The organism is Nitrosomonas sp. Is24 (genome assembly GCF_033063335.1).
In the GTDB taxonomy this organism is placed as follows: domain Bacteria; phylum Pseudomonadota; class Gammaproteobacteria; order Burkholderiales; family Nitrosomonadaceae; genus Nitrosomonas.
The window spans coordinates 1,465,690-1,478,161 of sequence record NZ_JAWJZG010000001.1 but is presented as its reverse complement, the minus strand read 5'-3'; the positions used below and the strand labels follow the sequence as shown (position 1 = coordinate 1,478,161).

Here is a 12,472-nt window from a genome sequence, read left to right as displayed (position 1 = left end):
AATCACTACACATCGATATCAAAAGAATCTCATGGATAATTTAGTTATTGCCGGTAAAACCTATTCATCCCGGTTACTGGTCGGCACGGGTAAATACAAAGATTTCAACGAAACACGCGCAGCGGTTGAAGCCAGCGGCGCCGAAATCATTACCGTGGCGATCCGGCGCACGAATATCGGGCAAAATGCCGGTGAGCCCAATCTGCTGGATGTGCTGCCGCCTTCCCAATATACCCTGTTGCCCAATACCGCAGGCTGTTACACCCTCGACGATGCGGTGCGCACGTTGCGGCTGGCGCGTGAATTACTCGATGGTCACAGTTTGGTCAAGCTGGAAGTATTGGGTGATCCCAAAACGCTGTATCCGAACATGGTGGAAACGCTGAAAGCCGCGGAAATTCTCATCAAAGAGGATTTTCAGGTGATGGTGTATACCTCGGACGATCCGATCATCGCCAAGCAATTGGAAGACATGGGCTGTGTCGCCGTGATGCCATTGGCCTCGTTGATCGGCTCGGGCATGGGTATTTTGAATCCATGGAATCTGCAAATCATTATCGACAATGCCAAGATTCCAGTGTTGGTCGATGCCGGTGTCGGTACGGCATCGGATGCAACCATTGCAATGGAACTGGGTTGTGATGGTGTTTTGATGAACACCGCGATTGCCGCAGCGCAACATCCGGTGTTAATGGCGTCGGCAATGCGTAAAGCCGTCGAAGCCGGACGCGAAGCGTATCTGGCCGGACGCATGGCGAAAAAACTCTACAGCGCCAGCCCCAGCTCGCCGGTCGAAGGCGTCATTGCCCGTACTGAGAAAGCGCCCGGAAAACCGGCGGGCGGCAAATCCCGATAACCACTCTGCTATTTATTGCCACGTCATCAATTCATGCCGCAGACCATCCGCAGCTTCGTTCTTCGTCAAGGGCGCGTTTCCAATGCGCAACGCCGCGCCTGCGAAACCCTATTGCCACAATACGGTATTCCATTTAGCGAAGACCTGCTCGATCTCAATCGGATCTTTGGCCGTGAAGCGCCTAAAATTCTGGAAATCGGCTTCGGCATGGGCGAAAGCACCGCAACCATCGCGCAATCGCATCCGGAGAATGATTATCTGGGCATCGAAGTGCATACGCCCGGCGTGGGCAGTTTGCTCAATCAAATCGAGCAACTGGAATTGACGAATTTACGCATCATTCAGCATGATGCCGTGGAAGTCTTGCAACATATGCTGCCGACCGCATGCCTGGATGGTGTTCATATCTTTTTTCCCGATCCCTGGCCCAAAGCCAGGCACCACAAGCGCAGATTGATCCAACCGGATTTGGCCGCCCGTTTATGCAGCCATCTGAAACCGGGAGGGTATATTCATGCGGCTACCGACTGGGAAGATTATGCTGAGCAGATATTGCATGTGTTGAGCCAGGAAACACAGCTCGGCAATACCGCAGCAGACTATGCGCCACGGCCGGATTACCGGCCATTGACCAAGTTCGAGCAACGGGGAATCAAGCTCGGGCACGGTGTATGGGATTTAATCTTCCGGAAAAAATGAGTTTTATTCCGGAAAAACGAGGCCTTGCGCCACTGGATTTCTCCGGTTTATTTCGTTTTCAATGCGTATTTCTCAGCAGCCAGATGAGCAATTTTCCGCCCCATCTCGGAACCCACTTTACCGGAATTACGGTAGTGCACGCCATCATAAATGCGTGCATTGGCAACTTCTTGCATAAAATCGTCTAGCTTCGTCCAGCTGCGCGCCACACCACCCGCAGCAGCGCTGGTCGTTGTTAGCACCGGTTTTTGACTGTCGCCGATTTCAATTTGCAGCACCGTGCCGACGGCGGCGGAAACGATGCAATGCGCGCACGGATATTCCGGATGCATCGGAGTGTCGATAAAAGGCAGCCACGCTGCATCACGCTCCGTGGCATCATTACCGTCGCTATCGCCGTTGCGGATCGCCGTCACTGGCCGCCAAAAACCATAGTGATATTTCGCGTCAAACACCGCAATCAGTCCATCGTCCGAGGCTTGTGTCACAGCCGCGAACAAGCGTGCGTTCTGGGTAATTTCCCTTCCCGGCATGTTAGCAACCGAGCGGACGATACCATGATAAATCGGCGGCATGACTTCTTCCCAAAAACGGGCGATGGCAGTTTGTTCCGTGCTTCTTTCGCGGCTATGCTTGCTGCCAAGCGCCTTTACTTCGTTATAATCGCGCGCCCATAATTCGCTCCCCAATTCAGGCGGCGGCGCCGGGCGGAATTGCGACGGCTGTGTCATCAGCCAGGGATTGCGGTGCATCCATTGCGGCGCTTCGGGGATAACCGTTGGCACATAAACTCCCGCATGAGTAAACGGACGGTAAGATTCACCGGCAGCCGCGCCATCGTCGGCACGCAACGCCAGGATCGCCTGCGCCGCTTTCTCTCCCACAGCAATGCCACCAGCCTTACTCTCACCGTCAGCTATCACGGCCAGTGCGGCTTGATAAACGTGATCGATCACCGACTGCTGCGACGGTACCAGCTGAACTAACACCGCCCGGTTTGCCGCTGCTACCGCTGCTTCGACTGATGCACCGGGTACGGCTTGCAGTTTTGTATCCTGCACTGCATAACGTTGGGTAATCGCATTGACCGCCTCGTACACAGATGCCTGCACAATCGCCAGCGCTCGTTCGGCCGGTAACGGTCCGATCTTGGCGTTCACTACGATCTCGCCCGCACGCTGATTCCAGTCGGTTACTGCGTCGGCGGCTGCATTCATTGGCGCCGTTATCAATAAAAACGCGCTAACAACAAGCGCGTTCTGTAGTTTTTGGTATTTACCGGTCATCATTATCAGTCTTCTTCACCATGAATTTATTTTTTGCAGTATAACTATCTCTGCTTGCACTTTATTGATCAAAGTCACAAAACCCTTCATATCCCTTGTATTTTATTGATATCGAATCCCCATTGCACCGGGTCCTCGATTTTTTCGATGCCGTCGGTTCCTTTCGACAAATCCAGAATTTCAACTGGAATATGCGCGTTGGAACGTGTCGAAAAAAAAGTCTTGATGATCGGCGTGGTTAATTTTTTCGTGGATTGTTCCATCACCACACCTAATCGCCCGGACTTCAGTTTCAACAGGGTACCGCTGGGGTAAATACCGATGGTCTTCACAAAAGCTTGAAAAATAGTTTCATCAAAATGTCCATCTTTCCAGGAAGCCATTTTGCGGATTGACTCGGCCGGAGACCAGGCCGGTTTGTAACAGCGATCCGACGAGATGGCATCGTAAACGTCACAGACTGCGCCCATGCGCGCAAACAATGTCAGCGCATCGCCGGATAATTTTTCCGGGTAACCCTTGCCATCGACACGTTCGTGATGGTGCAAGCACACATCCAAAGTCGTTTCATGGACTTGGTAGCAGGATTTTAAAATTTCCCAGCCGCGCTCCGGATGGCTTTTCATGACGGCAAATTCTTCGTCCGTCAATTTTCCCGGTTTGTTCAGCACTTCATTTGGAATCACCATTTTACCGATGTCGTGCAACAATCCGGCTGTGCCTGCTTGTCTGATTTGCGCTTCATCCAGACCCATTTGCCTTCCCAGCGCCACCATCAGCATGCAGACCGCAACCGAATGCATGTAGGTATATTCATTGACATTTTTCAGCCGGATCAATGTGAGCAGTGCATTGGGATTGCGCTCCATCGATTGATTGATTTCTTCCACCAAAGATTCCGCGCCTTCGATTTCAAGTGCTTTACCCATGCGCACATCGCTGAACATTGAGGTAACTGCATCTTTGGTTTTTTTCTGAAGCTTTTTAGCATTTTCCAACTCTTCTTCAACCGAAACGCGCGCAACCGGTTTCTTTACCGGCGGTGGTGATGGCGGAGGTGATGCTTCCGGGGTGATTGTACTTACCGGGGAGGTTTTATCCGCTGGCTTGAGGTTTTCCACCAAACCGGTCTCAGTGGGAGCCACATCAAGCCCTTTACCGGTATCAATCCATATTTCATCCAGGTCGCAACTGACAAGCTTATCCAAGTCTTTCTGCTGCACCAGTTTAAACGATTTTCTCCAGAATGGATGTTCCAGCCAATTGCCGCGGAGCTCATGGATATACATTCCCAGCCGGACTTCACTTGCTTGCACTTTTTTTATCATAAGGCTCAATATAAAAAGTAGAAAAGAAATTTACCGCACCAATTTCATCACATGAATTAATTACCAATCAATCCCTTGAATTACTTCCGGATACTCCAGTTCCACAGTAAGTAAGCAATCAAACTACAGAATGGATTTGTGCATATTGTGCACTTTTTAGTGAGACGGTTAACGGTAGGATTGCAGGGTTTTTATAGGGGTATTCAATTCATCTAGCGATAAAGTGAAGTGGCACATCACTCCTACACAATCTATTGCAAGCAATCCGCGCTTTTTCTCAAAGTGCGCCGCGCGTAATAAGCGAACGCTACCGCGCTGCGTTGTCCACGGAGAATCCAGTCGCGCGCTTCCTTGCCCAAACCGGGGTCTATCGGCTGGATTTTTCCGGCGGATGCCGCCAACAAGTGCATGCGTGCCGCCCGTTCAAAAGCAAGCGCCAAGATACAGCCCTCCTCAATGCTGGAACTGGCAATCAACAGACCGTGATGCGCCAGCAATACAGCATGTTTACTGCCGATGGCTTTAGCAATCAATTCACCCTCTTCATTACCCACCGGTATACCAGGCCACTTCAGCAGGAAAGCCACGTCGTCGTACAACACGCAATTATCCATGTGCGAAATTTCCAGCGGCACTTCGAGCATGCTGAGTGCGGCGGTATGGACGGCATGCGTATGAATGATGCATTGCACATCCGGCCGGGCGCGATACAGCCAGGAATGAAAGCGATTGGCCGGATTGGCCATGCCGTCGCCTTGTAAAACTTCCAGATCTTCATTGACGAGTAATAAATTGCTCGCGCAGGTTTCGTCAAACCCGAAGCCCAGACGCTGCGTCAAGTACGTGCCCGGCTGTTCGCCACGCGTGGTAATTTGTCCGGCCAAGCCGGAATCGTGGCCATTATCGAACAAAATCCGGCAGGTTAATGCCAGCTTTTGTGCCGGCGTGTAATTCGCGCCTTGCAAATGCTTGTCCATTTGCACGAAAGATTGCTGGATCAGTTGCTCTTTACCTAAATTGAATGTGTCATTGCTCATGATTTTTCACTGGATTCTTAAAATTCGTCGTGGTTGGAAGTGAAGCGCTCGATGACGCGGCGGTCGCGTTTGGTTGGCCGTCCTTTGATATGAAATGGCGGTGGCTGCGCTTTTAAGCGCGCGGCCAGCAATTCTCGCTGTTGCTTGCTTTCTTCGGTTTCCCGGTACAACTGCTGCGCCACTGTGGCAGATCCTCTTTTATTGGATAACCCCAATACTTCAATAATATACTGATAGTTATCAATGCGAATGGTCAGCATATCCCCTGCTGCAAGTATCTTCGCAGGCTTTACCCGTTGACCATTTACCGTAACCCGGCCGCGATCAATCGCTTCGGCAGCCAACGATCGCGTCTTAAAAAAACGTGCCGCAAACAACCATTTATCAATACGATATTTTTCTATAGTATCATCTGATTGCATATCAAAGTTAATCTATCAGGTTAGTTTCTATCCGAATCTTGCTTTGCAAGGTTTTATGCACCGGACATTGATTGGCAATTTCCAGCAATCGAGTCCGTTGCTGATCACTCAGATTACCGCTCAATTGAATTGCGCGCGTAATGACATCGATCTGTGTTTTCTGCTTCTCACAACCGCTACAGTCTTCGGCGTGAATCCGGCTGTGATGCAATTCTACGGTAATGTCCTGCAAGTCAATTTGTTTGTGGTTCGCATACATACGCAGCGTCATCGACGTGCAGCTGCCCAGTGCGGCGAGTAATAATTCATACGGATTGAGCCCAAGATCCGCGCCGCCCAGCACGATTGGCTCATCGCTGATCAGCCGGTGGCGCGGCGTCAGAATCTCACGCGTGAATTTTTTATCGTATTCGCGCACGATCACACTACCCGCCTCAACGCTTGGCCGCAACGCACCGTCTGCTTTGACCAGAGCTGGTTCCGTCTTCAGGTAACGGCTGGCCCAAGCCGACAAAACTTCCGCGACATAATGAGAATCTTCCGGATTGGACAACAGATGATCGGCATGATCCAACGACACGAAGCTTTTCGGGTGTTTGGCCGCGGTAAAAATGCGCCCCGCTTCGTCAATCGAAACAACGTCATCTATCGGTGAATGAAAAATCAGCAATGCTTTTTTTAGTGCACCGATATGCTCAACTGAATTATATTTCTCCAAATCATCAATGAATTGACGTTTAATCTTAAAGCTTCTTCCAGCCAATTCGACTTGTACGAAAGGCTGGTTCTGCAATTCCCGATAAGAATCGGCAAACAAGTGTTTGACATGCGCGGCTGTCGCCGGTGCGCCGATGGTGATCACCGCATTCACTTGCGGCAGGTCTTGCGCTACCGCGAGTACAGCAGCGCCGCCTAAGCTGTGTCCGATCAAAAGCGCTGGAGCGGCGTAATGCTGCTCCAGGTAGCGCGCAGCGGCTAACAGATCCTGTAGATTGGAGGAGAAATTGGTATTCGAGAAATCGCCTTGGCTATTACCAAGACCGGTAAAATCGAAACGCAATACCGCAATACCGCGATCGGCCAATGCAAGCGCAATCCGCGCCGCTGCGGGATTGTCTTTGGAGCAGGTAAAACAGTGAGCGAAAAGCGCGTACGATTTAATCGCACCAGACGGCATTTCCAGCAAACCGGATAACGATTCGCCTTGCGCATTTTGAAATACTGCTTGGATACGCGGCATGGACTATTTACCTTATTAACAACCGATCAGACAGCACTCTTTCAAGTGGAATGCTGTGTGCAAATAGTACCAAAGTTTGAACCGGAAAATTCTTTTCTTCGCTGGAAAAGTAAGTGAATTCCGGATTAATTCAGGTGAAAAGTTTCCGGCAGGAAACTCGGATATGCGTGATTAAACCATCAGTTTGGTCCGTTTTGCCGTTCCCTGCGGCATGGGAATACGTTATTCTTCTTAATCACCAGCACCTTATCGAATTGAAAGTCATCACTGGTATCATTGGAAAAACCGCTGTCATTGCTCAGTAAATGATCGATGGTCGTTTTGGCAGCGGCAACCGTGGCGGTATCGACCGTCACTTTCGTCAGAATTTGCCGCATAGTCGCTCTTTCGATCGTAGTACCGGCTTTATCGACCGAATAATATCTTGAAACTTCGATGCGATTGTTGAGAAGCACGGCTGCATTTCCCCACACCACATTGTCATGATCGACGCCAGTCACTGTGTCGATAGCCCACACGATCATTTCGCCGAAAGTTTTACCGGCTGCCATTTGCGCCAGCATATAATCGACCACTACCGCGATATTGGCTGGTGTAAAGGTGCTTCCGAGCAGATGCGTTATGACTTTGGTTGCATTCCGGGCATTGTGATGCGAGGCGGCTTTACCCCAATTGGAATTCGAAGCCGGGATTGGCGATAAGATACTCAAGAGTTCTGCGATCAGCTCTCCTTGCGTGGCACCGTCGATCATCCGGTGCGTCATATAATCAATGACAAGGCCTTTATCGCCAATCGACACCCGGTCGCCCACCAGATCGCTAACAAACTTGGCCGCAAACTCATCCGGCTTCAAATACGCGGCATACTGCCGGTCGAGGAATAGAGAGCTTTCCGTCAGCGATTGCGCCAGACTTGCCAAGGATTGGCCGCTTCGCAACAGCGAACCGAGGAACATCAGATTCGACGCGCCTGGCGCCGTATTAAACATAGCCAGCGTGAGCTGAAGAATAGAAGTCTGTTGTTGAAGGGTAAGCGCCATACGTTGATCTTCGAGTGTATGGGATACGTTAATTTTTTGTGCGATCATAGTGGTAAGGCAGCTTGTGATTTGCTTAAAAAAGATTCATAAAAAATTAGATAGAAATATTAACCGTTAACCTAACTTACTCAATTTATTGTTCATGAAAATGTAATCGTTAGCAATGCGGTAAATTGCCGCACTCAAACGATAGCTGTAAGAATTACCCAACAGTAGCAATTTAATCTATGACAACGTCATTACATATTCTCATCCTCGGTCACGGTGAAATGGGACATGCGCTGGAATATCTGCTGAAGGACCGGCACACATTAGCGATTTGGGAGAAATTTCCACGCAGCGGTTATTCTTACGCTACGCTGGAACAAAGCGCGCCGCTTGCAGACATCGTATTGTTCTGCCTGCCGGTCAATCCGCACCGCGAAGTAACTCAACGCATCGCACCGTTACTGAAAAAAACCTGCTTGTGCGTCAGTATCGCCAAGGGACTTGATGAATCCGGCAAAACCGCAGCGCAAATTTTTGCGGAAAACCTGCCTGCGCATCAACCATTCGCGCTTCTGTATGGTCCGATGATTTCCGAGGAAATCCGTGCAGGCCGGTATGCATTTGCGCAATTGGGCTGCCACGATCTTGCTGCATTTCATGTCATGCAAGCGTGTTTTAATCACACCAAGTTGTATATCGAGCACACGTTTGACATCGCCGGTATCAGTTGGGCGGTGATCTTAAAAAATGTGTACGCGATGACGTTCGGCATGGCCGATGAACTCCAGCTTGGCGATAACGTGCGCGGCTATCTGGCAACGGCAGCTCTGCAAGAATTAAGTCAAATCGCGCAGGTCATGGGCGGTCAAGCCGCCAGCCCGTACCGCTTGGCGGGATTGGGAGATCTAATCACCACCGCCACCAGTGAAAGCTCGCACCATCATGAGCTGGGCCGCAAACTGGCGCGGGAAGAAACGGATAGTATTTCAGGCGAAGGTCCGCATACCCTCAAGATGATCAAACAGCACCGGCTGCTGAATACGCAAAATTACCGGCTTTTTCAGCTGATTGGCGAAATCGTGCAAAATCCGTGCAATGTGCGGTCAAAATTCGACGATTATTTCAAGCAAGCTTTTCAATACCATCCGCAACACTAAGCTTCAATACTCAATACCCGGCGAATTTCATCTGTTTTGAAACCCAGCGCCATCGGACGCCGCACACCCGGCAGCACAACAACATCGTACAGTTCTTCAACCACGCCTTCCATGCGCAGCCAATGCACTACATCCCCCGTGCGCAAATCCACGATCTGAACGCCGCAGCGCGCTTCGGCATGCCGTGATTTAAGATTCGCATCCAGCGCTAAGCCGCTGAAAGTTTTATTGTGACGTGGTTTGGATATTCCAATTAAGGCAAAATCCCCGTGAAAGCTGAGTCCGCGCATATAGCCGGGACAAAAACAAACTGGTTCAAACTGTCCTGTTTGCAGATTGGCATAGCCGAAATCCCCGGTGCCGGAATTGAGCAGCCATAACTTGCCGTTATGCCAGCGCGGAGAATGCGGCATCGACAACCCGGAACACACGATCTCGTTGCTATTCACATCGATCACAACACCACCATCGGCACGGTGTTCACGCCAGCCATCGGCGACATCGGAACGGCCAACCGCGGTGACATACGCCGGTTCACCATCCCGCATCGCCAAGCCATTCAGGTGACAGCGATCTTCCGCCGCCAGCTTACTGATGAAGGCGGGTTGTCACAGCGGTTTAAAGTTATGCGCTTCGCTCAATGCCGCCAAGCAGCCAAACAACGTGTTGACGAACACCAGCCGGCCATTGCGATCCACGGCTATGTCGTGGATATCCAGATCGCCGGTGGTGTAACCCACTTGCGGTACGTATAGCCGGTCGTAACCATCCTGCTGCTGCCCGGGCTCGAAGATATTTTCAAAGCGCCAGATCTGATACAAACTGCTCATGTACAAACCATTCGATGTCGTGCACAGTCCCATGCAGCGATTAAAACTGCGTTCAAACACCGAAAGCGCATTGTCGGGTTTCAAGCCGATAAAATACAGTTTGCCAATCTGGTATGTCGTCAGCGCGATAGAGATCTTTTGCTCTGCCAGCCACGGTAACAATTGGCGTGAGGTTGTGATTTCCAGCGTTGCTGTATGCGGAATTTCGTTAGTTATCATAAAAAAGAAGCAAAATGCTTCATTGAGTTGACGCAAATCATGGGTATGTTGTAAAGCATGCGCTCATATCAAATCCATCGCCGCATTAACCCCAGACAACAGCACCGCCGCGTCCTGACCAGCCACATCAAGACTATCGGCTGCAACAGTTTTAGCAGCTGCCGCGCTGGCGAAACTATGGCCGAATATCACATAAGCCGCGCCAGAATTGAAAGTACTGCCGTTGGCTGAAGAGGCACCAATGATCAAATCATCAAAACCATCGTTGTTGAGATCCCCCGCGCTACTGACCGACTTCCCAATGAATTACCCGCCGCCAGTCCACTCAACGCAAAACCATCGGTACTGCTTAAATTGGATAAATCCAGCGAAGCGCTAAAACCCGATGCTTTACCGAAAACGACATACGCGGCACCGGAATCCACACCATTCGCATCGGAACCAACGGCACCGACCAGCACATCGGCGAATCCATCGCCGTTAAAATCTCCAGCGCTGCTCACCGAGCGACCGGCTTTATCGCCTTCCGCCACGCCCGCCAACCGGAAACCATTGCTGCCATCCAAGTCCGATAACTGGATCGTGGCATCAAACCCAGCAGCTTTGCCAAACACAACGTAAGCAGCACCGGATGCTTTACCATCGATTCCCGCGGACCGGGCACCGATGATCACATCGTCAAATCCATCGCCATTGACATCCCCGGCATTGCCGACCGAATAACCCGCTTCGTCTCCTTCCGCGACACCTTCCACGCTAAAGCCGTTACTGCCATCCAAGCCGGATAAATCCAATATGGCGTCAAAACCCGATGCTTTACCGAAGATCACGTAACTGGTACCGCTTCCTCCATAGTAGGAACCGACGATCAAGTCGTTAATACCATCGCCATTGATGTCACCGGCACTCACACCATTGCCAAACTGCGCGCCATCTTCCAAGCCATTCATTTGGAAACCGTTACTGCCATTCAAGCTGGCTAGATCCAATTGCGTATCGAAACCGGAAGTCTTGCCAAAAACGACATAGCTGCGTTCGCCAATCGGCGCGCCAATAATCAAATCGTCGACATGATCGCCATTGACATCTCCGGCGCCGCTGATAGACCAGCCTAAAAGTTGATCGGCTTTATCAAGATGCATACGGAAACCGTTGCTGCCATCCAAACCCGACAATTCCATCGTCGCGCTGAAACCGGAAGATTTACCGAATACGACGTAGGTGTATCCGGTATCGTTTTTTGGCACATCGGAGATCGGCGCGCCGATCAGCAGATCATCAAAGCCATCGCCATTGATGTCACCGGCACTACTCACCGCATTACCCGCGGCATCCCCGCCTGCCACGCCATTGAGGCGGAATCCGTTCGTGCCATTCAGGCTGGATAAAGGAATCGCCGCATCAAAACCCGAAGCTTTACCAAATATTACAAAGCTGGCACCGGAGTAGAAATCGTCAAAATTATGCGGCGCGCCCACGATCAAGTCATCAAAACCATCGCCATTGATATCACCCGCACTGCCTACCGACTCGCCTGTGTCATCACTGCCGATCACACCATTCAACTTAAAACCATTTGCGCCATCAAGCCGCGCCAGATCGATGACCGGATTGTCGAGCAGATTGTCTACCGCAGCCTTAGCCGTCGCAACCGTGGCCACATCCGGAGTTATCCCTGTGAGAATTTGCTGAAGCGTTACTAAGTCTGTCGCAGTACCTGCTTTTTCGATCGAGTAATAACGCGATACTTCAATGCGGTTATCAAATAGCGCTGCTGCATTACCCCAGTCAGGATCGGCATGATCCATGCCATCCAGCAAGCTTATGAGATCCACGACCGTCGCGCCAAAAGTCTGTCCGGCAGCCATTTGTGCAAGGATATAATCGATCGCGCCGGTTTTGTCCCCGGCTGACACTGTGTCTCCTGCCAGGTTATCAATAATTTTTGCCGCATTCGCCGTGTTGTACGCTAATGCGGCCGTTCCCCACACCGGATCGGTTACCGGAATGGCTGAAAGGATTCCGGTTACATCGGCGATGATTTCACCTTGCGTTGCTCCGGCAGCCATTTTGCCGGTAATAAAATCAATGGCCAGGGCTTTGCTGTCCGCAGTGGCGTTATCGCCGGTCAAATCCTGAATAAAGGCGTCTGCAAACGCTTTCGGGGTCAGATCCGTTGCATAATTCTTGCCAAAAAATAATGTATTTCCCATCAAAGATTGAGCCAGATCGGCCAATGATTGACCGGCCTCTACCGGGGAGGCAAGTGCTTCCAGATAAATCGCGCCCGGAGCTGCATTGAACATTGCCTGTGTCAGTTGAAGAATGACAGTTTGTTGTTGAGCGGGTAGCGCCATAGTGTTTATTCCT

11 protein-coding genes and 1 pseudogene are annotated in these 12,472 nt (G+C 50.8%); 3 read left to right on the top strand and 9 right to left on the bottom strand.

Annotated features, from left to right (window positions below):
* Positions 1-31 precede the first annotated feature (31 nt).
* Together R2103_RS06675 and trmB are read left to right on the top strand one after the other, a co-directional pair.
* A complete protein-coding gene (locus tag R2103_RS06675; RefSeq protein WP_317530699.1) occupies positions 32-856 on the top strand; it encodes a thiazole synthase in 825 nt (274 codons plus the stop codon).
* A 33-nt stretch (positions 857-889) separates the two neighbouring features.
* Positions 890-1,555 (top strand): tRNA (guanosine(46)-N7)-methyltransferase TrmB, encoded by a 666-nt coding sequence (gene trmB / locus R2103_RS06670; protein WP_317530698.1) that lies wholly within the window; start codon positions 890-892, stop codon positions 1,553-1,555.
* Positions 1,556-1,602: 47 nt separating this feature from the next.
* Here trmB and R2103_RS06665 read toward each other — a convergent pair whose 3' ends face one another.
* The 6 genes from R2103_RS06665 to R2103_RS06640 all read right to left on the bottom strand — a co-directional run bounded on the left by R2103_RS06665 (position 1,603) and on the right by R2103_RS06640 (position 7,956).
* Complete coding sequence (locus tag R2103_RS06665; protein WP_317530697.1) at positions 1,603-2,772, bottom strand: vanadium-dependent haloperoxidase; 1,170 nt, start codon at positions 2,770-2,772, stop codon at positions 1,603-1,605.
* A gap of 155 nt (positions 2,773-2,927) precedes the next feature.
* Positions 2,928-4,169: an HD-GYP domain-containing protein gene (locus tag R2103_RS06660; RefSeq protein ID WP_317530696.1), complete on the bottom strand. Its 1,242-nt coding sequence runs from the start codon at positions 4,167-4,169 to the stop codon at positions 2,928-2,930.
* A gap of 251 nt (positions 4,170-4,420) precedes the next feature.
* Positions 4,421-5,206, bottom strand: coding sequence for an aldolase (locus tag R2103_RS06655; RefSeq protein WP_317530695.1), 786 nt, complete (start codon positions 5,204-5,206; stop codon positions 4,421-4,423).
* Between the two features lie 17 nt (positions 5,207-5,223).
* Positions 5,224-5,628 (bottom strand): RNA-binding S4 domain-containing protein, encoded by a 405-nt coding sequence (locus R2103_RS06650; RefSeq protein ID WP_317530694.1) that lies wholly within the window; start codon positions 5,626-5,628, stop codon positions 5,224-5,226.
* A 7-nt stretch (positions 5,629-5,635) separates the two neighbouring features.
* On the bottom strand, positions 5,636-6,868 hold the full coding sequence (locus R2103_RS06645) for an alpha/beta fold hydrolase (protein WP_317530693.1): 1,233 nt from the start codon (positions 6,866-6,868) through the stop codon (positions 5,636-5,638).
* Positions 6,869-7,047: 179 nt separating this feature from the next.
* Positions 7,048-7,956, bottom strand: a complete 909-nt coding sequence (locus R2103_RS06640) for a hypothetical protein (protein ID WP_317530692.1) — start codon at positions 7,954-7,956, stop codon at positions 7,048-7,050.
* A 179-nt stretch (positions 7,957-8,135) separates the two neighbouring features.
* On the opposite strand from R2103_RS06640, the gene R2103_RS06635 reads away from it, so the two are divergent.
* Positions 8,136-9,053: a hypothetical protein gene (locus tag R2103_RS06635; RefSeq protein ID WP_317530691.1), complete on the top strand. Its 918-nt coding sequence runs from the start codon at positions 8,136-8,138 to the stop codon at positions 9,051-9,053.
* Here the strand turns inward: R2103_RS06635 and R2103_RS06630 are convergent.
* From R2103_RS06630 to R2103_RS06620, 3 genes and pseudogenes are all read right to left on the bottom strand, one after another.
* Positions 9,050-10,102 (bottom strand): annotated as a pseudogene (locus tag R2103_RS06630) (TIGR03032 family protein). The gene R2103_RS06635 and the pseudogene R2103_RS06630 sit on opposite strands and share 4 nt — an antisense overlap.
* A 63-nt stretch (positions 10,103-10,165) precedes the next feature.
* Complete coding sequence (locus R2103_RS06625) at positions 10,166-10,351, bottom strand: hypothetical protein (RefSeq protein WP_317530690.1); 186 nt, start codon at positions 10,349-10,351, stop codon at positions 10,166-10,168.
* Positions 10,348-12,459 (bottom strand): hypothetical protein, encoded by a 2,112-nt coding sequence (locus tag R2103_RS06620; RefSeq protein ID WP_317530689.1) that lies wholly within the window; start codon positions 12,457-12,459, stop codon positions 10,348-10,350. Before R2103_RS06620 ends, R2103_RS06625 begins: the two co-directional genes overlap by 4 nt.
* Positions 12,460-12,472: the final 13 nt, after the last annotated feature.